Source organism: Kribbella shirazensis (genome assembly GCF_011761605.1).
GTDB lineage: Bacteria > Actinomycetota > Actinomycetes > Propionibacteriales > Kribbellaceae > Kribbella > Kribbella shirazensis.
This window is the reverse complement of the sequence record NZ_JAASRO010000001.1, coordinates 1,826,664-1,849,531: the sequence shown is the minus strand read 5'-3', so window position 1 is coordinate 1,849,531 and position 22,868 is coordinate 1,826,664. Positions and strand designations below refer to the sequence as shown.

Genomic DNA, 22,868 nt, shown 5'->3' with positions numbered 1-22,868 from the left:
TACGAAGGGGGATTCATGAGCCTGGTACGACGAACGGTTGTCGCGGCCACCGCACTGCTGCTGAGCCTCGGCACCGTGACAACCACCCTGATCAGCGCGAACGCATCGCCGGTCGAGCCATCCAGAACCCCGGACAGGGTCGCCTACTACCTCCGGGTCCCGAGTGGCCCCTCGGTGGCGCCGGCGATCGCGCTGCCCGAGCCCACCACCAGCCCTGCCGCCGCGTCCCGCAAGTGGTACCCGGGCGGGTCGCTCGTTCCCTGCGAACCAGGCTATGCCTGCGCCGGCGTCCCCTGGGGCACCGGCGGCTTCGTGTTCAAGTTCTTCAGCTACGGGACCTACCGACTGAGCTACTGGCATGGCAGCGGGGACCTGACCAACGCGCAGACCGGCACGGCGGCCGTCAGGACCCTCGACCAGAACGGCGTTCAGATCGGCTGCCGTAACCCCGGCGGCCGCGCCCGTCCCAGCTGGGATCCCGTCTGGTACATCCGATTGACCTCCTACGGCTGCTGACCTCAGCCCTCACGGCCCCCACCGCTGGCTCGGTGTGGGCCGTGATCCTGTTCACGCCCGGAGAGATGCATAGCTTTCCTATGTATATTTGTGGGTGTGATCGATCGGGACCTGACGGAGCTTCGGTGAGCACATGGTGGTGGCGTCGACGCGTCTGTCGCGGCTGGCCACCCGGAACGTGAACACGCTGCCGCACGCCGCGATGCGGGTGCTGGGGCGGCTGGACGAGCTCGGGCAGGCCCGGATCAGCGAGCTGGCCAAGGCCGACCGGTGTTCGCAGCCGACCATGTCCAACCTGGTGCAGCGACTCGAGGAACAGGGGTGGGTGCTGCGCACTCAGGACCCCGCCGACTCGCGCGCCAGTCTGATCAGCCTCACCGACGCAGGTCTCGCCGAGCTGCGCAGCGCCCGCCGCCAGGCCGGCGAGGCGCTCTCGGCCTACCTGGCTCAGCTTCCCGCGACGGACCTCGCCACCCTCGAGGCCGCCGTCACGGTCATCCACAAACTCCTCACCCTCGAACCTCTGGAGGCCACGGGCCGGTGAGTACGTCGTCGTTCCTCAAGCAGCCCAAGTCCGTCTGGGCGGTCGCGTTCGCCTGCGTGATCGCGTTCATGGGCATCGGTCTGGTGGATCCGATCCTCAAGCCGATCGCCGAGCAGTTGCACGCGAGCCCTTCGCAGGTCTCGCTGCTGTTCACCAGCTACATGGCGGTCATCGGGGTGGCGATGCTGATCACCGGCGCGGTCTCCAGCCGCATCGGCGCCAAACGCACGCTGCTCATCGGCCTGGCGATCATCGTCGTGTTCAGCGCACTCGCCGGCCTGTCGAACAGCATCGGCGCGATCGTCGCGTTCCGGGCCGGCTGGGGTCTGGGCAACGCGCTGTTCATCGCGACCGCGCTCGCCACGATCGTGAACTCGGCCTCCGGCTCGGTCGCCGAAGCGATCATCCTGTACGAAGCCGCGCTGGGTGTCGGTATCGCGGCCGGTCCGCTCGTCGGTGGCGAGCTGGGCACGATCTCCTGGCGCGGCCCGTTCTTCGGTGTCGCCGTACTGATGACGATCGCGCTCGCCGCAACCGCGTTCCTGTTGCCCGCATCGCCGCCCGAAGCTCGCCGTACGTCGATCCTCGAGCCGCTGAAGGCGCTGCGGCACCGGTCGCTGGCAACCGTGGCGGTCACCGCATTGCTGTACAACCTCGGGTTCTTCACGCTGCTGGCGTTCACGCCGTTCCCGCTGGCGATGTCGGCGCGGCAGATCGGGCTGATCTTCTTCGGCTGGGGCATCTGCCTGGCGTTCACGTCGGTGTTCGTGGCGCCGCGGCTGCAGCGCCGGTTCGGCACGCTGCCGGTGGCGATGAGCGTCCTGCTGCTGTTCGCGGCGGACCTGGCCGTGATGGGCGTGTACGCACACCACAAGCAGGTGCTCGCGGTCGGCGTGGTCGTGGCCGGCCTCTTCCTCGGTATCAACAACACGCTGATCACCGAGGCCGTGATGGGCGCCGCTCCGGTCGAGCGCGGTACGGCGTCCGCGGCGTACTCCTTCGTCCGCTTCTCCGGCGGCGCCGTCGCCCCGTGGCTGGCCGGCAAACTCGGCGAGGACGTCAACATCCAACTCCCGTTCTACGTTGGCGCCGTCGCCGTACTCCTCGCAGTCGCCGCCCTGGCCACCGGCTGGAAGCCCCTCTCCCATCTGCGCGTCCCGACCACGCACACCCCCGCCGAAGCCGAAGCCATCACAGCCGCCGACGCCTGACCCAGCAAAGCTCAGACTCCATACCAAACGGTATGGTATGGTCCGGGCATGGTGACGCGGATCGAGTGGCTGGCTGCGGGACTCCGTCTGCTGGAGACCGAAGGCGCCCCGGCGGTCACCATCGAGCGGTTGACCGGCGCCCTCGGGGTCACGAAGGGCTCGTACTACCACCACTTCGGAAGCGCCGCCGGCTACAAACGGGCGCTGCTGGAGTACTTCGAGGCGCGGAACACGACCCGGCTGATCGACACCGTGGAAGGCACGGCGGAAAGCGCTGGCAGGCGCGGGGCGGAAATCGGTGTCGGACGCGCGGCAGAAAACGGTGTCGGACGCGCGGCGGATGGGAAGTTGCGGCATTTGCTGGGGCTTGTGCTGGCGGATCCGGACAGTGCGCGGCTGGAGATCGCGGTGCGCGCCTGGGCTTTGCAGGATCCGGAGGTGCGGGCCGCTCAGGAGCGGGTGGACACGGCTCGGACGGAGTACCTGAAGAAGCTGTGTCGTGGGCTGGATGCGGGCGTGGATCCGGACCGGTTCGCGCAGCTGCTCTATCTGATCCTGATCGGCGCGGAGCAGGTGCTGCCGCCGATCGACAAGCGGGACGTGCGGGAGATCTACGACCTCGTTCTCCGCCTCATCGACTAGGTCCGCCTTCGACTGGAGGAGTACGAATGCCGATCACCCTGCACGAACTCGACGACCTGGTGCCGGTCGTCGACGAGATCGACGTGAAGACGGCGCGTGGGGACGTCACGCTGCGAGAGTTCACCGCGGGCGCGCTGGGCAACAGTCCGTTGTGGATCAAGGGGCTGTTCGCGGTGCGGATGGCGTTGGCCGCAGTACTGCGCCTGGAGACCGCCGGCGTACCGGACTCGCGACGGCTGCGCCCCGAGACGGTGAGCTTCACGCCCGGCGAGAAGAACTCGTTCTTCACCGTCATGCGCGGCGAGGAGGACCACTACCTGCTGCTGAAGGTCTCCGACAACCATCTCATCGGCTATCTCGCGATCATCACCGACAACGAGCGGCCGGCGACGTTCAAGGTGGTGACGCTCGTGGAGTACCTGCGGCCTGCCGGACGGGTCTACTACAACCTGATCCGGCCGTTCCATCACCTCGTCCTGCTCAGTATGTGCCGAGCCGGCGAGACGTGGCGCGACAAGACGTGAGCGTGGCGGCCGCGCCGACCACGACGAGCGCGCCCGCGAAGATCAACCCGAGCAGGCGCCACGGAATCGCCAACGCAGCAAGGCCGTAGGGCCCTGCCGCGATCCCGGCGAGTGCGGCCGCGGCGACGAGCGATCCCAGCAGTACGCCGACCACGACAACAGTCGCGGACTCCACCAGGGCGACCGTGACGACCTGCGTCCGGGTCAGCCCGGCGAGTCGCGACACCGTGAACTCTTGCCGCCGATCGGCCGTCGACATCACCACCGCGTTGACGACCGCGACCGCAGTGAAGATGCCTGCCAGCCCCATCAGCGCGGCGAAGAGGCCGGAGTTGCTGCGCTGCTGCGCCTCGCCACGCGCACCCGCCCACTCCTCCACCGTCCGCCACTCACCCGTCCCCCAACCCGCCGGCCCCTCACCCACCCGCCCTTCGCCGGCGAGCCCCTCGCCGGCCTGTCCTTCACCCGCCCGACCCTCACCCGCCCGTCCCTCACCCGCCCGTCCCTCACCCGCCCGTCCCTCGCCCGCCCGTCCCTCGCCCGCCCGTCCCTCGCCCACCCGTCCCTCGCCCACCCGTCCTTCACCCGCCCGGCCCTCCGCCGATCGGTCCTCGAGCGTCACGCCGGGTGCCAGCTTCACCAGCGTCTCCGTCCGCCCACCGGCCGGCAGCAGGCTCCGCGGAATGAAGAAGTTCTCGCTGACATCAAGCGTTTCCGGCATGATCGCAACGACTTTCACGGCGACCCGTCTGTTGCCGAGAGCAACATTGAGTGTTGAGCCGAGCCGATACCCCTCCGCCGCCATCCCGGGACCGATCGCGATCGTCCGCCCGGTCAGCCGATCCAGCGAACCTTTCCGCGGCCGCAACCTGTGCGTCTGCTGGTACGCCACCGGATCGATCCCGACGGCCTCCGAGTACACCGTTTTCCGAAAACGTGTGACGGCGATCGGTACGGCAGTCTGCACCGACGCCGCCACCACACCGAGCCCCGGCCGGACCGCGTGATCGACCACGACGTCCGCCGTGATCAGCCGTTCCTGCTCCACGCCGACCGCCTTCGCCAGCGACCCGAAGGTGCCCCACAGCCCGACGACCAGCCCGACGAGCACGATCAACGGGGCCGCGGTCGCCGCGCTCCGCCGGACCGCATGCAGCACGCCGGCCCGTGCTAGATCGGCGATCAAGTTGCCACGGACAACGACCGCCGGGATCCGCGCGGCCAGCGGAACGACAACCGGGCTCAGCTGGCTCAACGCCACCGACCCGCTGATCATCACGACCAGCCCGATCATCAACCCGGCCACCAGGTCCCGCGCCGCCTGCGCCGCGATCACCAGCACCACCGTGCAGAACGCCGCCGACAATCCCCAGAACCACCGCCACCCCGTCATCACACGCCGCGCGGCCTGCCCCTCGACGACCGCCTCGAGCGCGCCGATCCGCGACGCCCGCCACGCCGCGGCCAGTACGCCGAACAACGCCGTACACACCCCGATCACCATCGCCGCCCACACAGCGCCCTGGTCCCACGGCGCCGCGAACCACTCCGGCAACATCCCCAACTCGACGAGCAACCAGGACTGGGCCCAGGTCGCCAGCACGCCCAGCGGCAGCCCCGCCAGACTGCCGACCATCCCGAGCAGACCGGCCTCGGTCATCACCATCAGACACAGATAGCCCCGCTGCGCCCCCACCAGCCTGAGCAGCCCGAACTCCCGTCGCCGCTGCACAGTGATGAACCCGAACGTCGTACTGACGATGAAAACGCTCAGGAAAACGGCCAGCATCACCGACATTCCGAGCAGCGTCGCAGCACCGACGTACCCCTCCCGCACCTTCGCCCGCTCGAACGCCGACAGGCCGGCGGGCAGCACAGGCCTGTCGGTCGCGGACAACATCTGCAACCCGGACTGCACCAGCCCGACCCCGAGCGCAACCGCCACCACAGCCCCGGCGAACAGCTGCCACCTGGTCCGCAACGCCCCGACCGACAACCTCAGCATGCAGCCCAGCCAACCTCGTGCGGCGTGGCCGCACTGTGGCCTCGGGACCCGACCGCAGGTAGCTCGCGCGCTACCTCAGCACTTCCAGCAGCGCGGCGAGGTCCCTCCCGTCCACTTCGCGGGCGCCGATCAGTGCCTGGATCAGCAGGCCGTCGAGCGCCGCGACCAGCAGGCGCGCCTTCTGCGGATCCGCGGTGAGCGCCCGTGCGATCTCGGTCAGCGGCTCAAGCCACGCACCGGCCGCCTCGCGTAGGTCCGGCCGGCGCGCGGCGTACAGATAGAGCTCGTAGAGCGCGAGCGTGCGGCCGCGACGCCGTACGGCGCTGTGCTCGATCAACCGCGCCAGTTCGTCGGCCGGGCGCGCGCCGAGCTCGCTGCCGCGGCCGTGCAGCTCGACGGCGAGATCCTCGGCGGCCGATCGGAGGGCCGCGACGAGCAGGTCGTCCAGCGTCGGGAAGTGGTAGGTGATCGAGGCGACCGAGACGTCGGCCTCGGCGGCGACCGCACGATGGCTCACACCTGCGACTCCGTCGCGTTCGATCACGGTCAGGGTGGCCGCCAGCAGCTCGCTGCGACGCTGCTCACCGCGCGCCCGGCGCCCGTCGACACCCCGCCTGACCTGCACGAACAGCAAACTATCAGGACGTCTGTACGGATTGATTTTGGTGCCCGGAATCGCGGGATCAACCGTTTTCCGCGTCTTAGGCTCGGATTTCGTGGCCTCATCGAATCCAGCAGCTCTGAGTACTGCGATGCGCCGGGCGCTGAAGCGCGCGGACGACGGAAAGACCCTCGACCCGGCCGAGGCGGAGGTGCTGCTCGGCGCGAGCGGCGACGCGCTGACCGCCCTGATGGCGACGGCGGCGAGGGTCCGTGACCAAGGGCTGGCCGACGCCGGCCGGCCGGGGGTCGTCACGTACTCCAAGAAGGTCTTCATCCCGCTGACGCGGCTGTGCCGGGACCGGTGTCACTACTGCACGTTCGCCACCACTCCCGGCCGGGTGCACGCGCCGTACCTGTCGCCCGACGAGGTGCTGGGGATCGCGCGGCAGGGCGCGGCACTGGGCTGCAAGGAGGCGCTGTTCACGCTGGGCGACGCGCCCGAGGAACGCTGGGACGCGGCACGGACGTGGCTGGAGGAGGCCGGGTACGACAGCACGCTCGACTACGTGCGGGCGATGGCGATCCGGGTGCTCGAGGAGACCGGGTTGCTGCCGCACCTCAACCCGGGCGTGATGTCGTGGCAGGACCTGCAGCGGCTGAAGCCGGTCGCGCCGAGCATGGGCATGATGCTCGAGACCACGTCGCGGCGGCTGTTCGAGGAGAAGGGGCAGCCGCACTTCGGGTCGCCGGACAAGGATCCGGCGGTCCGGCTGCGGGTGCTCGAGGACGCCGGGCGCTCGAACGTGCCGTTCACCACCGGGCTGCTGATCGGAATCGGGGAAACGCTGTCGGAACGTTCCGACTCGATCTTCGCGCTGCGGAAAATCGCGCGGCAGTACAACGGCATCCAGGAAGTCATCATCCAGGGTTTCCGGGTGAAGCCGGACACGGCGATGCGCAACGACGCCGACGTTCCGCTGGACGAGTGGCTGGCCGCGATCGCGGTGACGCGGATCGTGCTCGGACCGCGGGTCCGCGTGCAGGCACCGCCCAACCTGGTCGACCTCGCCGAGTGCCGCGCACTGCTCGACGCGGGCGTGGACGACTTCGGCGGGGTCTCGCCGCTCACCCCGGACCACGTGAACCCCGAGCGCCCCTGGCCGCAGATCGACGACCTCGCCAAGCTGACCGCCGACGCGGGATTCGTCCTGCGCGAACGGCTCACGGCGCATCCGGAGTACCTGCGGGAGCCGTGGCTCGACCCGCGGCTGATCTCGCACGTCGAGGCACTCCTCGACCCGGCGACCGGTCTCGCGAACGAGAGCGCGCTGCCGGCCGGCCTGCCGTGGCAGGAACCCGACGGCGGCTGGGACAGCGTCGGGCGGACCGATCTGCACACCACGATCGACACCGAGGGACGCCGTACCGAGACCCGCTCCGACTTCGACGCGGCGTACGGCGACTGGGACGTGCTGCGTGAGGATGTGGCGGCGCGCCGCGAAGCCGAAGCCAACGCGCAGTCGTCCGCCCCTGAGCGGATCGCCGCCGACGTGAAGGCAGCCCTGGCGGCCGCCGAGCGGGGCCCGGCCGGCCTGTCCGACGCCCAGGCGCTGACCTTGATGACCGCCACCGGTCCGGCCCTGGACGAGCTCGCGCGGATCGCCGACAACTTGCGCAAGGCAACGGTCGGGGACGATGTGACCTACGTGGTGAACCGGAACATCAACTTCACCAACGTCTGCTACACCGGCTGCCGCTTCTGCGCGTTCGCCCAGCGCCGTACCGACGCCGACGCCTACTCGCTGTCGATGGACGAGGTCGGTCAGCGCGCCGAAGAGGCCTGGGTGATCGGCGCCACCGAGGTCTGCATGCAGGGCGGCATCCACCCCGACCTGCCCGGAACGGCGTACGCGGACCTGGTCCGCGCGGTGAAGGAACGCGTTCCGGAAATGCACGTGCACGCGTATTCCCCGATGGAGATCGTGAACGGGTCGGTGCGCACCGGCCTGTCGATCGAGGAGTTCCTGATCTCGGTGAAGGAGGCCGGGCTGGACAGTATCCCCGGCACCGCGGCCGAGATCCTCGACGACGACGTCCGCTGGATCCTCACCAAGGGCAAGTTGCCGACGGCAAGCTGGATCGAGGTGATCAGTACGGCGCACCGCGTCGGCCTGCCGTCCAGCTCGACGATGATGTACGGCCACGTGGACGCGCCGCACCACTGGGTCCAGCACCTGCGCACGATCGCCGCGGTCCAGGACGAGACCGGCGGATTCACGGAGTTCGTGCTGCTGCCGTTCATCCACCAGAACTCGCCGATCTATCTCGCCGGCGTCGCCCGGCCCGGTCCGACGTACGACGAGAACCGGGCCGTGCACGCGATGGCGCGGATCATGCTCCACGGCCGGATCGACAACATCCAGTGCTCGTGGGTGAAGCTCGGTGTCGACGGGTGCGTCGCCGTACTGAACGGGGGCGTCAACGACATCGGCGGCACCCTGATGGAGGAGACCATCAGCCGGATGGCCGGCTCCAAGCACGGCAGCCGCAAGTCGATCGCCGAGCTCACCGCGATGGCGACCGCCGCCGGCCGCCCTGCCCGGCAGCGCACCACGACGTACGGCGACGTCCCCGCCCACCCGGCCACGGAGCTCGAACTCGCCTGAATACTTGCCCGGCGCTCCACATCGTGTGGAGCGCCGGGCCACTACTTGGCCACATCGAGGTCGACCGCCCGAGCGCGGGTGCGGCGCTTGGTGCCCAGGCGGTGGCCGAGTGCGACCAGGACGAGGCCGATCAGGTAGATGCCGGCGGTGACGGCGAGGTAGTCGAACGGAATCGTCTCCGGGTCGGCGGCGAACGCGCTGTGATCGCCGCCGACCCAGTCACGCAGCAGATACAGGGTCTGGAACGTGAAGGCGTACCCGTAGATCGCGACGTACGCGACGTACGCGGAGATCCGGTTCCGCAGGAAGAAGCCGAGCGCGAAGGCGAACAGGACAGTGACGATGGCGACCATGGAAATCTCCTCCTGGAGGTTCTGACTCCCTCAAGGTCCTGCTCGCACCCCTGTTCACGCATCGGTGCTGCCGCCGGATTCGGATCGCCGCTGGCACCTAAGTGCTGGCACTGGTGCCAAAACGGCTCCGTACGCTCATCATGAGGTTGTGCTCCGGGCCTGGAGGTTGGTTGCCACCGCGACGGTCCTGTTCGTCGCGGCCGGCGTCGTGCGAGCAGTGCTCGCCTACGGGCCCACGTCGATCGGCGATCCGGCGGACTGGCCGATCACGACGGGACTGCTGCTGCCTTCGCTACTCCTCGGCTGGCTCGTCACGGTCCGGGTGCCGGCGAGTCCGATCGGTCCGGCGCTGGCGCTGACCGCGACCATGCCGGCTCTCGTCTTCACCGTGGAGGACTGGGGTTCGACGCACGGCACCGGCGATCCATGGCCGGGTGCGCGGCTGGCCGCGGTGATCGGCGGGGGCGTCTGGGCGTGGCTTTTCCTCGGTTTCGTCACCCTGGTGCTGCTGTTCCCGGACGGCCTGCTCCCGGGGCGGCGGTGGCGCGTGATCGGGGCCGCGGTGCCCCTCTCGTCCGCCCTGGTGAACGTCGTCGTCGCCACCGATCTCGCCAACTTCGCCGACGGCCGGCTCGGCGATCCGCCGTTCCGCCTGCCCGACCCGCTCCGCCTGGTGCTGAACATCGCCGCGTTCGCTGTCTTCCTCGCCGTTCTGCTCGCTGCCGCATCCAGCCTGGTGATTCGTTACCGGCGCGGCGACCAGCTGACGCGGCTTCGGCTGCGCTGGTTGACGGGTGCCGCGCTCGGCGTTCCGATCCTGCTGGCAGCCAGCTGGCTGGGCATCGTGCTCGGCGCGTCGGCGGACGTCGCGTACAGCGGGTTCTTGATCGCGATGCTTGTCCTCGTCCCCGCGGCGATCGCCGTCGCGATCCTCCGTCATGACCTGTTCGACGTCGACCGACTGCTCGGGACGACACTGAGCTGGCTCGTCACCACGCTGATCTCCGCAGCCGTCTTCGCCGCCGTGGTTCTTGCGGCCGGCAACTTCTTTCCCGAGCGCGTCGGCATCACCGCCGCAGCCTTCGTCACCGCTCTCGCGCTCCTCCCGCTGCACCACTGGATTCACCTGTCGGTGGCCCGCCTGGTCGACCCGGACCGCGCGGTCGCACTGGCCCGGATCCAGGACTTCGTCCGGCGGGTCCGCGACGGCGCAGCGGAACCGGAACAGATCGAGGCCGTACTGCGGGACGCCCTCGACGACCCGTCGTTACGCGTACTCCTGCACCGGCCGGGCGACCGGTTCGAGATTCCCGAGGGCGCAATCCCCTTGTACACCGGCGATTCCGTTGTCGGCGCCCTCGCACTGGGTACGACATCCGCCCGCCGGATCCGGCGCGCACGGGAAGCGGCCGTGGAAGCCCGGCTGCCGATCGAGGTGAGCCGGCTGCGCCTCGAACTGCGGGAAGCCCTCGCCGAGGTCCGTGCCAGCCGCTCCCGTCTGATGGCGGAGGTGAACGCCGAACGGCGGCGTCTCGAGAGGGATCTGCACGACGGAGCTCAGCAGCAACTCGTCGCGATCGGCATGCGGCTGCGGTCTCTGCAGTATCGGCTGGCGCCAGGCACTGCGGCATCCGGCGAGATCGACGACGTGGTGGACACCCTCGAGGCGACCGTCGCGGAGCTCCGCCGGCTCGCGCACGGCATCCGGCCGAGCCGCCTCGACGACGGCCTGGCGATGGCGCTGCGCCGCCTCGTCGCCGACAGTTCGGTCCCGGTGGATCTCGTCGTACCGGATCTGGAGGTCGGCGAAGGCGTGGCGGCGACCGTCTACTTCACCGTCGGCGAGGCGATCGCGAACGCGCTGAAACATGCCCACGCCACGCACATCGCCATCGAGGTCGGCGTCGCGGACGAACGGTTGCGCGTGGTCGTACGGGACGACGGGGTGGGTGGAGCGCGGGAGGGATTCGGGTTGACGTCGTTGCGGGATCGGGTTGCGTCGGTGGGTGGTGAGTTCACGGTGGAGAGCGCGCCGGGCGCGGGGACCTCGATCAGGGCGGAGATTCCGTGCGCATCGTGATCGGCGAGGACTCCGCCTTGTTCCGCGAAGGCCTGAGCCGGCTGCTGACCGAGAACGGCCACGAGGTCGCCGGTACGGCCGCCGACGCGGACGAGCTGGTCACTCTGGTCCGGGCGGTGGATCCGGAGCTGACGATCGTCGACGTACGGATGCCGCCGACCATGACGGACGACGGGGCGCGGGCGGCGAAGGTCCTGCGGGACGAGTCGCCGGAGCGACCGATCCTGATGCTGTCGCAACATGTCGAGACGCGGCACGTGGTCGAGCTGGTCGGCACCGGCGCGTTCGGGTACCTGCTGAAGGATCGAGTACTGCGGGTCGCCGACTTCCTGGACGCGATGCGGCGAGTCGCAGACGGTGGATCCGCGCTCGACCCGGTGATCGTCGCGGCACTCGTCACACCGACCCGGCTGAACGATCCGCTGGCGGCGTTGTCGGCCCGCGAACGCGAGGTGCTCGCGCTGGTCGCGGAAGGCCGGTCGAACGCCGCGATCGCCGCGCGGCTGGTGCTCGCCGAACGCACGGTGGAGAGTCACATGCGCAGCATCTTCCAGAAGCTCCGGATCGACGAGGCGCCGGACACACATCGCCGGGTCCTCGCCGTCCTCACCCAGCTCCGTCGGTAACCATCCAGAACTGTTGAGCATCGAACCGTCTCAGGGTCGTCACAGTTGTTGCAGCAGGCAACATCTATACAGAAAGTGAAGCAAGTTTCACTCAGCGTTGCCTACTTCAAAGGCAATGCAAATGTTTGAACCGGAGGATTCCCGGTACGCCGGGACGCGTGACAACGTTCTGGTTGTCGGCGACGGACGGGTCGCCGGCACTAGGTCCAGGTGGTTCCCGCTGTACTCCCGTCCGCGACCGGACTGTACCTCCCCTGCCGGCCGCGGAATGGGGCGCCGGGGTCCATCCTCCTTCGGGCCGCTTGCCCTCTCGGGGCAACAGCAGGACGCCGGCCGTGTCGGTGGGGTGTTGGTCGCCAGTGAGGTGGCGACCAACGCCCGGTACGGTCGGCGTTTCTTACTGAAGGCTGCCTCGCTGTACTGGTGCTGCTGGGGACCAGTACAGCGGGGCAGTTTCTTTTGCCGGGGGTTCAGTACGGGTAGGTGTCGTCGCGCCGGGTCGGGTCGAGGTCCCACAGTGAGAACTGCACGATCTTGTGCGACTCCTCGCCGCCGCCGGGGACCAGACCGAACGACTCGTACTCCTTCGAGCCCAGCCCGTCCAGGTAGCAGAGCAGCTCGAACGCCGACTGAGCGTCCTCGATGTCGGTTACCACCTCGTCGTGCGGTGCTTCATTCTGGGCTTCGTGGGCGCGACTCCGCACGTACCGCACGAAGGCCTCCGGGTCGGTCACCACGTAGTCGTACCGCGCCTGGTAGCTGAGCCGGACCCCGTTCTCCGGCATCAGCGGCTCCTCGAGCTCGTCGAGGTCGTCCAGCGGTCCGCCCTCGACGATCTCCCGGTAGTCCGCGGGATCGTCGAAGTCGTCGGGCCCCAGCGGCAGGTCGTCCAGCTCGTCGGGGTCGTAGGAGTCGATCCCGAGGAAGATGTCACCCCAGCCCCGTTCGTGCACGGCGTCCGCGAGCGCCCGGGCCTGGACCCGGACGTTCTCGATGGCGCCGGTGGCCCGCAGGTCGTGCAGGTCCAGAGCGTCTGCCTGCTCCAGCAACACCCGGGCGAGTTCACGGGCGGCCTCGGCAGCCGACGCGGGTTCGATCGGCTCACTCATGCTGCGACGGTACAACCATCGGCACCTCCACTGACGAGCCCGGTACTCCGAACGCGTCGACGAGCTCCACTGCCGCCGTCCGGACGGCCGCACAGAGCTCGTTGACCAGCGCGGTGATCGCCTTCGACCGACCCGGTGAGAGCCGCCCGTGCTCGAGGTACCACGCGCGCTCCGCCTCGATCGTGGCCAGCGCATGCAGGTCGTACAGGTCCCGCAGCCGCGGCCGGATCTCCTCCGGCGCGTTCCGCACCGCGGAATCGAACGCCTCGAGCACCACCCGGTCGACGTGCGCCCGCCCCGCGGCGATCACATGGTCCTGGCACCGGTTGAACACGTCGAACGGATCGTCCCCGGCGTCGATCCCGGCCTTCAGCCGCCGCGCCACCCCGGCCAGCATGTGCTCCTCCCGGAACCGCAGCAGCCCCGAGTGGTAGTCGTCGTCCCGAAGCCCCGCGTCCGGATCCGCGGAGTCCCCGCGATTCGGTACGGCGTCGCGCAGCCGCTCGATCAACGGCCGCAGCGCCGCCTTCTCGACCGCGATCTCCACCGCCTGCGCCGCGACGAACCGCGCCGTACCGAGCGGGTCGAGCTTGCCGAACGACTCGCGGTAGTCCGTCAGCAGCCCCTTCGCCACCAGCTGCAGCAGGACCGTGTTGTCGCCCTCGAACGTGGTGAACACATCGGTGTCGGCCTTCAGCGTCGCCAGCCGGTTCTCCGCCAAGTAGCCGGCGCCGCCGCACGCCTCCCGGCACATCTGGATCGTCTCGGTCGCATGCCACGTGCCAAGCGCCTTCGTCCCGGCTGCCTGCGCCTCCAGGGCCCGCCGGTCGTGCTCGTCCCGGTCGTCGTTGAACACCCGCGCGAACTGGTCGACCAGCTCGGCCTGCGCGAAGTGCAGTGCGTACGTCCGCGCGAGCAGCGGCAGCAGCCTGCGCTGATGCATGCGGTAGTCGAGCAGGATCGCCTCCTGGTCGCTGCCCGGAGCGCCGAACTGACGCCGCTGAGCGCCGTACCGGATCGCGATCGTGAGCGCCACCTTGCTCGCGTTGATCGCCGCGCCGCCGACCGACACCCGGCCCTGGACCAAGGTGCCGAGCATCGTGAAGAAGCGGCGGTCCGGATTCTCGATGAGGCTGTTGTAGTTGCCATCAGCATCCACCTGGGCGTAGCGGTCCAGCAGGGCGTCCCGCGGCACCCGGAACTGGTCGAAGACGATCCGCCCGTTGTCGACACCGTTCAGCCCGAGCTTGGGACCGCAGTCCGACAGCGTCACACCGGGCAGCGCCTCGCCGTCAGCGCCTCGGATCGGCACCAGCAGGCAGTGCACCCCGTGCGTCTCTCCGCCGACGACGAGCTGTGCGAACACGGCCGCCATCCGCCCGTGGCGCGCCGCGTTGCCGATGTAGTCCTTTCGCGCGGCCGGCGTCGGCGTGTGGACGACGAACTCGTCCGTGTCCTCGTCGTACGTCGCCGTCGTGCCGAGCGCCTGGACGTTCGACCCGTGTCCGGTCTCGGTCATCGCGAAGCAGCCGAGCAGTTGCCCGCTGACCGCATCCGCCAGGTACCGCTCGTGGTGCTTCTCGGTCCCGAGGTGCAGGATCGCGCCGGCGAACAGCCCGAACTGCACCCCGGCCTTGACCATCAGCGACAGGTCGCCGAAGGCCAGCGTCTCGAAGGCCGCGATGAAGCCGCCCAGGTCTCCTTCGCCGCCGTATTCCTTCGGGTACCCCCGCGCGGGCATGCCGTCCGCGGCCGACTGCAGCAACAGGTCGAGGACCTTGTCCCGATACTCGTCCCGCGGCAGCCGCACCGCCAGGTCCCCCAGGTCTGCGTGCGCGGCCAGGCCGGCCCGCACGACGTCCCGCGCCGCCTTGTGCGGCCCGTCCAAGTAGTCCCGCATCGCCGATGTGTTCATGTCCTCTAACTTACGAGGAATCGCCACTACTTTCCGTCACCGCTTCGCGACTGTGGAAAAGCTGGCATCAATCCGTGTCTGCGGCACTATGCTGGCGAATGTGCCGAATTTGCGGGTGAGCGAGGCAGCCGCGCTCCTGGGAGTCAGTGACGACACGGTCCGGCGCTGGATCGACCAGGGCCGGTTGCCCTCGAAACAGGAGAGCGGCCGGATGGCCGTCGACGGGCGGGCGCTCGCCGCGTTCGCCCAGGAGCTGGCCGACTCGCCGGAGCCCGGCCACACCGCCGCAGCCTCGGCGCGCAACCGGATGCGCGGGATCGTCACCCGGGTGCTCAAGGACGGTGTGATGGCCCAGGTCGAGATGCAGGCCGGGCCGTTCCGGGTCGTGTCGCTGATGAGCCGCGAGGCTGCCGACGAGCTCGGGCTGGAGCCGGGGGTGATCGCCGTCGCGTCGATCAAGTCCACGCACGTCGTCGTCGAGATCCCGGAGGGCTGATGTTCCGCCGTACCGCGATCGCCGTCCTCGCCGCCGCGCTCGCCGGCGTGGCCGCGCTCGCCGGCTGCGGTAGTGACAGCCCGGCGGCGTCCTCAACGGCGGCCGGCTCCGGTACGGCGGAGGTGTCGGGCGAGATCAACGTCTTCGCCGCCGCCTCGCTGACCGGGACGTTCACCCAGCTGGGCAAGGACTTCGAGGCCGCGCATCCCGGGGTGAAGGTGAACCTCAACTTCGACGGCAGCTCGGCCCTGGCCCAGCAGATCGACAAGGGTGCTCCGGCCGACGTGTTCGCCTCCGCTGCGCCGAAGAACATGGACGACGTGCGGGCCAAGGGCACACCGACGACGTTCGCGAAGAACACGCTGGAGATCGCCGTACCGAAGGGCAACCCGGGCGGCGTCACCGGCCTGCAGGACTTCGCCGACAAGAACAAGAAGATCGCCCTGTGCGCCGCTGAAGTGCCGTGCGGGGCGGCGGCTGACGAGGTGTTCAAGGCGGCCGGGATCACGCCTCAGCCGGACACCCTCGAGAAGGACGTCAAGGCGGCGCTCACCAAGGTCGGTCTGGACGAGGTCGACGCGGCACTCGTCTACAAGACCGACGTGCAGTCCGCCAAGGACAAGGTCGAGGGCATCGAGTTCCCGGAGGCGAGCAAGGCGGTCAACGAGTACCCGATCGCCACGCTGACCGACGCCCCGAACCCGGACGGCGCCAAGGCGTTCGTCAGCTATGTCCTGTCCGCCAAGGGCAAGGCCGTCCTGACCGCGGCCGGTTTCGGCGCGCCGTGAGTCGTCGTGGCAGGAGTACGAGCGGGCGGCTGCCCGTCGTACTCCTGCTGCCTGCTCTCCTCGGGCTGGCGTTCCTGCTGGTCCCGCTGGTAGGGCTGCTGGCTGAGGCGCCTTGGTCCACGCTGCCGCGACGGCTGTTCAGTGCTGAGGTTTGGCAGGCCCTGCGGCTGTCGCTGGTGTGCGCTACGGCTGCTACGGCGATGTGCGTGCTGCTCGGCGTACCGCTGGCGTGGCTGCTCGCGAGGGGTGAGCTGCCGGGGCGGAGCGTGATCCGCGCGTTCGTGACCGTGCCCCTGGTACTGCCACCGGTAGTGGGCGGTGTTGCGCTACTACTCGTACTCGGGCGACGCGGTCTGGTTGGTCAGCACCTCGACACGTGGTTCGGGTTCTCGTTGCCGTTCACCACGGCCGGTGTGGTGGTGGCGGAGGCGTTTGTGGCCATGCCGTTCCTGGTGATCTCCGTTGAGGGCGCATTGCGTGCAGCTGATCCGCGGTACGAGGAGGCGGCGGCGACACTCGGTGCGGGGCGGTGGCTGACGTTCCGCCGCGTGACACTGCCTTCGATCGCGCCAGGTCTCGTTGCGGGGATGGTGCTGTGCTGGGCGCGTGCGCTGGGCGAGTTCGGTGCCACCATCACGTTCGCGGGCAACTTTCCGGGGCGTACGACGACCATGCCGCTGGCCGTGTACCTCGCGTTGGAGACTGATCCTGACGTGGCCGTAGTACTGAGTCTCGTGCTGCTGCTTGTGTCTGTCGTCGTACTGGCGTCTCTTCGCGAGCGCTGGATCAGCGGGCTCCGATGACTCTGTACGCCGACCTGCGGGTGAGCCGCGGCGCCTTCGACCTCGCACTGGACCTAACCGTGGAGCCAGGTGAGGTGGTTGCACTTCTCGGACCCAACGGCGCCGGCAAGACCACCGCGCTCCGCACACTCGCCGGACTGATCGCACTGGACAGTGGACGCATCACACTGGAGTCTGCGGTCTGGGACGAGCCACCACGGACGTTCCGTACGCCGGACCGTCGGCCGATCGGTGTGGTCTTCCAGGACTACTTGCTCTTCAACCACCTGAGCTGCTTGGAGAACGTGGCGTTCGGTCTCCGTGCTCGCGGCACCGACAAGCAGACCGCCCGCTTGGAGGCTGCTCGCTGGCTCGACACCGTTGGCCTGTCGGACTACGCCCGCACCCGCCCTCGCGCCCTGTCCGGCGGCCAGGCGCAACGCGTCGCACTGGCGAGGGCATTGGCCACGAACCCCGAGGTACTACTGCTGGACGAACCGCTCGCCGCACTGGACGCCAGCACTACCCTCCACGTCCGCGCCGAACTGGGCCAGCATCTCTCCCGCTTCGAGGGACGCACCGTACTGGTCACCCATGACCCACTGGACGCCATGGTCCTCGCAGACCGCCTGGTGATCATCGAGAACGGCCAGGTCGTCCAGCAAGGCAAGCCCACCGAGGTGGCGCACCGCCCCCGCACCGACTACGTCGCTCAGCTGGTCGGCCTGAACCTCTACCGAGGCACCGCCGACGGCACCACCGTCACCCTGACCGACGGCGGCACCATCACCCTTGCGGAGCCCGCGTCCGGCCCAGTCCACGTCGCCTTCCCACCCACGGCCGTCAGCCTCTACCTCGAGCCACCATCCGGCAGCCCCCGCAACACGTGGCCCGCCGTCGTCACCGGCATCGAACAACACGCCCACACCGTCCGCGTCCGCCTCGACGCGACCCCCACCGGCCCGGCCGACCTCCTCGCCGACATCACCCCCGCGGCAGTAGCCGACCTCCACCTCACCCCCGGCCAACCCCTCCACCCCACCCTCAAAGCCACCGAGGTCCACACCTATCCGGTGTAGGCCGACGACGAACATCGAGGAAGGTTACGGGCCGTGACATGGTTGTCGCGGATTGACATGTTGTCACGGGCCGATTCACGCTCAGGATGCGCAGTACGGTAACGAAGAGTGTTTAGTTACTCACTCGTAGTGCGTGAGTTCTTCACATCAGAGTGATGACATCGTGCACTACGCCGACCCCGGCGACGGCGCCCAAGATGTGGCGGGGCACCACGAAAGGGGGTCGGACAGTCATGCACGAGAGTTACGAGTTCTACTGCCTTGCGGATCGGCGGTTCTACGAGACGCCGGCCAGGCGTGGTGCTCAGCATCCGGATTTCGCGATCACGGGGCGCGCCGTTCCCGACGACTGGGAGCACGTGCCGGGCGAGCAGTGGATGCACTACGCACCCCGCAGTCTGGCCTTGCCGGCCCAGGGCTGGAAGATCCACGTCTCGGCGCGGTTGCAGGACGTCGAGCGGACGCTCGAGGCGGTGTGGGAGTACTGCGTCCCGCGCGGCATCGCGTTCAAGTTCCTGCGTAACGAGGCCGTCCTGGTGATGGTGAACTCGAAGGCCGCTCCCCGCGGGTCGAGCGGCAAGCTGGTGACGATCTACCCGGCCGACGACGCTCAGCTCGAGCTGATCCTCAAGGAGCTCGACGAAGTCCTCCACGGCGTCGAAGGCCCTTACATCCTGAGCGATCTGCGCTACGCGGACGGTCCGCTCTTCGTCCGGTACGGCGCCTTCGTCAGCCGGCACTGCCTGTCGCCGACCGGCGAGCGCGTGCTGGCGATCGAGGACATCCACGGCAATCTCGTCCCGGACCATCGCGGACCGACGTTCGTCACACCGCCGTGGGTGCAGCTCCCGGACTTCCTGCAGCCGCATCTCGAGGCCCGCAACGCGGTCACCACCGACGAGCTCGCCTACACGATCGACGGTGTCATCCAGTTCTCCAACGGCGGCGGCGTGTACCTCGGCCACCACAACGAGACCGGTGACCGCGTGGTCCTCAAGGAGGGCCGCCCGTACGCCGGTCTGGACATGGCCGGCCGCGACGCGGTGGCCCGGATCTCCCACGAGCGCGACATCCTGGTGCAGCTCGACGGCCTCGACGCAGTACCGAAGACGCACGACTACCTGCAGCTGGGCGAGCACCACTTCCTCGTGCAGGAGCACATCGATTCGGTGTCGCTGCAGCGCGAGCTGGTACGCCGTTATCCGCTCACGCACCCGGACGCGACAGCAGCGGACAAGGCGGCGTACGCCGAATGGGCGACCGAGATGATCGCCAAGGTCGGTGCGGCGGTCGGTCAGCTGCACGAGCGGGGCGTCGTGTTCTGCGACCTGCATCCCGACAATCTCCTGCTCGATGTGAACGGCAAGCTCACGCTGATCGACTTCGAGGTCGCGACGAAGGCCGAGGACCAGGCCCGCTCGACGCTCGCCCATCCCGGGTACGCCGCTCCGCAGGACCGGCAGGGCGTCGACGTCGACCGCTACGCGCTCGCCTGTATCGCACTCGGGGTTTATGCGCCGCAGGCAACGACCCTGCTGAATCTGCATCCCGGTAAGGCGTTCCAGCTCGCCGACATGATCGCCGAGACGTTCCCGGTGCCGCGCGCCCAGCTCGACGAGGCCGTCCGCACGATCGTCGGTTCCGACGGGTGCAACGACCTGGCCGACCTCGCGTTGCCCGGCAAGGCGGAGTGGGCCGACGTACGCGCCGCGCTCACCAAGGCGATCGTCGCCGGCGCCACCCCCGAACGCACCGACCGCTTGTTCCCCGGCGATATCGCGCAGTTCCGCGACGGCGGCGGCATCGACCTGGCGACCGGAGCGGCCGGTGTCCTCTACGCGCTCGCGAAGACCGGCGCGGGATGCTTCCCGGAGTACGACGACTGGCTGCGCAAGCAGGCCGTCAGCACCGCCATGGGACCAGGTCTGTACGACGGTCTGCACGGCGTCGCCCACGTACTCGACGAGCTCGGCCACCACCAGGACGCCCTGGATCTGGTCGACCGCACTCTGGCCGACGACTGGACCTCCCGCGAGCTCGGGCTGCACTCGGGCCTGGCCGGCATCGGTCTGGGCCTTCTGCACTTCGACACCGAGCCCGCGCTCCGGGCGAACGCCGTCCGCGTGCTGGATCTGGTCGCCGACCGGATCCAGACCGACGTACCGGAGATCAGCGGCGGTCAGCACCCGCGGGCCGGCCTGATGTACGGGTCGTCCGGGCCCGCGCTGCTGTTCCTCGAGGCGTTCGAGCGGCTCGGCGACACCGGCCTCCTCGACCTGGCGGAGATCGCGATCCGGCAGGACCTCAAGCGGACCGTGCTCACCGAGGACGGGATGCGCCAGGTCAACCAGGGCTGGCGGACACTGCCGTACCTCGAGGAAGGATCGGCCGGCGTCGCGCTCGTCCTCGAGCGCTACCTGCACCACCGTCCGTCCGACGAGCTCACCAAGACCCTCGACGAGCTGAAGCGCGTCACACACTGCTCCTACTACGTGCAGCCGGGGCTGTTCATGGGCCGCGCCGGCATCCTCCTCGCCGCCGCTGCACTCGGTGACCCGGTACATGACCTCGTGCACGGTCTCGGCTGGCATGCGATGCCGTTCGAGGGCGGCCTCGCGTACCCCGGCAACCAGCTGCTCCGTCTCTCGATGGACCTGGCGACCGGATCGGCCGGCGTACTGCTGGCCCTGGGAACGGCGCTGCACGACGCGCCGGTGTCCCTCCCGTTCCTCGGACCTCCCCAGTGGTCCGAGTACTCATCCCGACGATCTGCACCGAAGGAGGTGTAAAAACATGGCACTTCTCGACCTTCAGGGTCTCGAGACCCCGGGTTACGGCCACGGCGGCCACCACCACGGCGGCTCCACGCTGACCGTGCTGGGCTGCGCGTCGCAGACCCCGAGCAACCTGAGCCTGCTGCTCTGCCACTGATCGGCACCTGTAATGCCAGGTAGTGAGGCCCTGGGTGGGCGGCATACCCACCCAGGGCCGACCTGTCCCCAGCACCTGGTAGCCCCGGGCCCGCCGGCTCGTTGTGTTGATGGGACACAGGGGAGAGTGAGGTGATCTACTCCGTGCAGTCTTATCCATGCGCCGAGCGTCTGACGCTCGTGGAGCAGGTGCACGGTCGTACCGTCGCGGATCCGTACCGCTGGCTCGAGGACCCGTCGGCCTCCGAGCGGTGGCTACGGGACCAGGACGAGTTGTGGCTGACGTACGCCGGTTCGCTGACCACCAGATTCCGGTGGAAGAACGCAGTACGGCGCCTGTCGAACGTCAGCAGTGTCTCCACACCGGTCTGGCGTGGCGGCCGCTGCTTCACGCTCCGTCGCGAGCCGGGCCGGGAGCAGGCCGTTCTGTACGTCGACGAGACGCCGCTGATCGACCCGACGCAACTCGACCCGTCCGGTCGGACCACGCTCGACGCGTGGCAACCGTCTCCGGACGGCTCCAGGCTCGCCTTCCAACTGTCGCGCGGCGGCACCGAACAGTCGACGCTGTTCGTGCTGGACGTCGCGAGCGGCCAGCTGCTCGACGGTCCGCTCGACGGCTGCCGCTACTCCCCCGTCGCGTGGCTTCCGGACAACAGCACGTTCTACTACGTGCGTTTTCGTCAGGTACGACGACACCGCCTGGGCGACTCCGACGACACCACAATCCTCGCGGACGAGGCGTCGTACGGACTCGAGATCAGCGCGGACGGTCGCTGGCTGACGATCTGTACGGCGAGCGACCTGTGGTTCGCGGACCTCACGATCGACGCGCCACCGACGTACCTCCCGCAGGACGCCACCACGATCATGTCGGTCGGGCCGGACGGCCGCCTGTACGTCGTCACCACGCAGGGCTCACCCACCGGCCGGATCTGCGTCGGTGATCCCACCGAGCCGACGGTCTGGCACGACTACATCCAGCCACGCGAGACGATGACCGGTCTCGCGATCCTCGACGACATCGTGCTGGTCAGTACGGCGACCGAGATCGCCGTACACGACCGAGAGAGCGGCCGACGGCTGAGCACTCTGGAGCTCCCGGGCCACGGGTCCGTCGGTTCACTCACAGCCCACGGCAACCGCGCATGGTTCAGTTACACAGACAGCGTCACGCCGCCGACCGTCTACTGCTACGACGCCGGCACAGGTCAGACAACGCATCAGCAGACAGAGACCACACCCGTCGAGACCCACCTTCTGACCACCAGCTCTGGTGTCGAGCTGCGCGTGATCGGCAAGCCGGGACCACGTCCCACGATTCTCTACGGGTACGGCGGGTTCGGGCAGTCGCTCACGCCGACGTACTCCGCCTTCGCGCTGGCGTGGGTCGAGGCGGGCGGATCGTTCGTGACAGCCACCCTCAGCGGTGACGGGACGTCGCGCGACGCCGGTACCCGTCACAACAAGCAGAACGTCTTCGACGAGTTCATCGCCGCGGCCGAGCACCTGATCGCGGACGGCTGGACTACGGCGGACCAGCTCGCGATCTGCGGTGAGTCCAACGGCGGGCTGCTCACGGCGGCCGCGCTCACCCAGCGGCCGGAGTTGTTCGCGGCCGCGGTCTGCTCGGCTCCGTTGACGGACATGATCCGCTACGAGCTGTCCGGTCTCGGTGAGCGCTGGACCGCGGAGTACGGATCGGCGCAGGACGCGGACGACTTCGAGAACCTGCTGTCCTACTCGCCGTACCACCGCGTCACCGAGGGCGTGAAGTATCCGGCGGTGCTACTGACCGCGTTCGGGAACGACACCCGCGTGGATCCCTTGCACGCCAGGAAGATGTGCGCGGCCTTGCAGCATGCGACGGCGAGCGGGCGGCCGGTGCTGCTGAGGTTCGAGCCGGACGCCGGGCACACGACGGGCGGGATCAACCTGGCCGCCGACCTGCTCGCCTTCCTCGCCGACCAGACCGGCCTGGTGACCCCATGACCGTGCA

At 69.0% G+C, this 22,868-nt stretch carries 20 protein-coding genes; 15 read left to right on the top strand and 5 right to left on the bottom strand.

What is annotated here, in order from left to right:
- The first annotated feature begins 15 nt into the window (after positions 1 to 15).
- The 5 genes from BJY22_RS09135 to BJY22_RS09115 all read left to right on the top strand — a co-directional run bounded on the left by BJY22_RS09135 (position 16) and on the right by BJY22_RS09115 (position 3,437).
- On the top strand, positions 16 to 516 hold the full coding sequence (locus BJY22_RS09135) for a cupredoxin domain-containing protein (protein WP_167205256.1): 501 nt from the start codon (positions 16 to 18) through the stop codon (positions 514 to 516).
- A gap of 139 nt (positions 517 to 655) precedes the next feature.
- On the top strand, positions 656 to 1,060 hold the full coding sequence (locus BJY22_RS09130) for a MarR family transcriptional regulator (RefSeq protein WP_202891043.1): 405 nt from the start codon (positions 656 to 658) through the stop codon (positions 1,058 to 1,060).
- On the top strand, positions 1,057 to 2,271 hold the full coding sequence (locus BJY22_RS42885) for an MFS transporter (protein ID WP_337758414.1): 1,215 nt from the start codon (positions 1,057 to 1,059) through the stop codon (positions 2,269 to 2,271). Before BJY22_RS09130 ends, BJY22_RS42885 begins: the two co-directional genes overlap by 4 nt.
- A 48-nt stretch (positions 2,272 to 2,319) precedes the next feature.
- On the top strand, positions 2,320 to 2,913 hold the full coding sequence (locus BJY22_RS09120; protein WP_167205252.1) for a TetR/AcrR family transcriptional regulator: 594 nt from the start codon (positions 2,320 to 2,322) through the stop codon (positions 2,911 to 2,913).
- 26 nt (positions 2,914 to 2,939) lie between these two features.
- Positions 2,940 to 3,437, top strand: a complete 498-nt coding sequence (locus BJY22_RS09115) for a DUF2867 domain-containing protein (RefSeq protein ID WP_167205250.1) — start codon at positions 2,940 to 2,942, stop codon at positions 3,435 to 3,437.
- Here the strand turns inward: BJY22_RS09115 and BJY22_RS09110 are convergent.
- Both BJY22_RS09110 and BJY22_RS09105 read right to left on the bottom strand, forming a co-directional pair.
- Positions 3,394 to 5,442: an FtsX-like permease family protein gene (locus BJY22_RS09110; RefSeq protein ID WP_238350323.1), complete on the bottom strand. Its 2,049-nt coding sequence runs from the start codon at positions 5,440 to 5,442 to the stop codon at positions 3,394 to 3,396. The two genes, BJY22_RS09115 and BJY22_RS09110, sit on opposite strands and share 44 nt — an antisense overlap.
- Positions 5,443 to 5,512: 70 nt before the next feature.
- Positions 5,513 to 6,067 carry a TetR/AcrR family transcriptional regulator gene (locus tag BJY22_RS09105; RefSeq protein ID WP_337758413.1) on the bottom strand — a complete coding sequence of 185 codons (555 nt, stop codon included), beginning with the start codon at positions 6,065 to 6,067 and terminating at the stop codon, positions 5,513 to 5,515.
- A gap of 91 nt (positions 6,068 to 6,158) precedes the next feature.
- Here BJY22_RS09105 and BJY22_RS09100 point away from each other — a divergent pair, with 91 nt between their 5' ends.
- Complete coding sequence (locus BJY22_RS09100) at positions 6,159 to 8,711, top strand: bifunctional FO biosynthesis protein CofGH (protein ID WP_167205247.1); 2,553 nt, start codon at positions 6,159 to 6,161, stop codon at positions 8,709 to 8,711.
- A 41-nt stretch (positions 8,712 to 8,752) separates the two neighbouring features.
- Here the strand turns inward: BJY22_RS09100 and BJY22_RS09095 are convergent, their stop codons facing one another.
- Positions 8,753 to 9,064, bottom strand: a complete 312-nt coding sequence (locus BJY22_RS09095) for a hypothetical protein (RefSeq protein ID WP_167205245.1) — start codon at positions 9,062 to 9,064, stop codon at positions 8,753 to 8,755.
- Positions 9,065 to 9,212: 148 nt separating this feature from the next.
- Between BJY22_RS09095 and BJY22_RS42880 the strand changes: the two genes are divergently transcribed.
- On the top strand, positions 9,213 to 11,144 hold the full coding sequence (locus tag BJY22_RS42880) for a histidine kinase (RefSeq protein WP_167205243.1): 1,932 nt from the start codon (positions 9,213 to 9,215) through the stop codon (positions 11,142 to 11,144).
- A complete protein-coding gene (locus BJY22_RS09085) occupies positions 11,132 to 11,770 on the top strand; it encodes a response regulator (protein WP_167205241.1) in 639 nt (212 codons plus the stop codon). The genes BJY22_RS42880 and BJY22_RS09085 overlap by 13 nt, the downstream gene beginning before the upstream one ends.
- Positions 11,771 to 12,240: 470 nt before the next feature.
- On the opposite strand, the gene BJY22_RS09080 is transcribed toward BJY22_RS09085, so the two are convergent.
- The gene (locus BJY22_RS09080) at positions 12,241 to 12,879 is read right to left on the bottom strand and encodes a hypothetical protein (protein WP_167205239.1); all 639 of its coding nucleotides are present in this window, start codon (positions 12,877 to 12,879) and stop codon (positions 12,241 to 12,243) included.
- Positions 12,872 to 14,794 carry an acyl-CoA dehydrogenase family protein gene (locus BJY22_RS09075; RefSeq protein ID WP_167205237.1) on the bottom strand — a complete coding sequence of 641 codons (1,923 nt, stop codon included), beginning with the start codon at positions 14,792 to 14,794 and terminating at the stop codon, positions 12,872 to 12,874. Before BJY22_RS09075 ends, BJY22_RS09080 begins: the two co-directional genes overlap by 8 nt.
- A gap of 88 nt (positions 14,795 to 14,882) precedes the next feature.
- On the opposite strand from BJY22_RS09075, the gene BJY22_RS09070 reads away from it, so the two are divergent.
- From BJY22_RS09070 to BJY22_RS09040, 7 genes are all read left to right on the top strand, one after another.
- Positions 14,883 to 15,290, top strand: a complete 408-nt coding sequence (locus BJY22_RS09070; protein WP_202891042.1) for a TOBE domain-containing protein — start codon at positions 14,883 to 14,885, stop codon at positions 15,288 to 15,290.
- Positions 15,290 to 16,078, top strand: a complete 789-nt coding sequence (gene modA / locus BJY22_RS09065; protein WP_167205233.1) for a molybdate ABC transporter substrate-binding protein — start codon at positions 15,290 to 15,292, stop codon at positions 16,076 to 16,078. Before BJY22_RS09070 ends, modA begins: the two co-directional genes overlap by 1 nt.
- Positions 16,075 to 16,881 (top strand): molybdate ABC transporter permease subunit, encoded by an 807-nt coding sequence (gene modB / locus BJY22_RS09060; protein ID WP_167205231.1) that lies wholly within the window; start codon positions 16,075 to 16,077, stop codon positions 16,879 to 16,881. Before modA ends, modB begins: the two co-directional genes overlap by 4 nt.
- Positions 16,878 to 17,939, top strand: a complete 1,062-nt coding sequence (locus BJY22_RS09055; protein WP_167205230.1) for an ABC transporter ATP-binding protein — start codon at positions 16,878 to 16,880, stop codon at positions 17,937 to 17,939. The genes modB and BJY22_RS09055 overlap by 4 nt, the downstream gene beginning before the upstream one ends.
- A gap of 233 nt (positions 17,940 to 18,172) precedes the next feature.
- Positions 18,173 to 20,728 carry a class III lanthionine synthetase LanKC gene (lanKC, locus tag BJY22_RS09050; protein WP_167205228.1) on the top strand — a complete coding sequence of 852 codons (2,556 nt, stop codon included), beginning with the start codon at positions 18,173 to 18,175 and terminating at the stop codon, positions 20,726 to 20,728.
- Positions 20,729 to 20,732: 4 nt separating this feature from the next.
- Positions 20,733 to 20,870 carry a SapB/AmfS family lanthipeptide gene (locus BJY22_RS09045; protein ID WP_130387812.1) on the top strand — a complete coding sequence of 46 codons (138 nt, stop codon included), beginning with the start codon at positions 20,733 to 20,735 and terminating at the stop codon, positions 20,868 to 20,870.
- A gap of 143 nt (positions 20,871 to 21,013) precedes the next feature.
- A complete protein-coding gene (locus BJY22_RS09040; protein ID WP_337758409.1) occupies positions 21,014 to 22,861 on the top strand; it encodes a prolyl oligopeptidase family serine peptidase in 1,848 nt (615 codons plus the stop codon).
- Positions 22,862 to 22,868 lie beyond the last annotated feature (7 nt).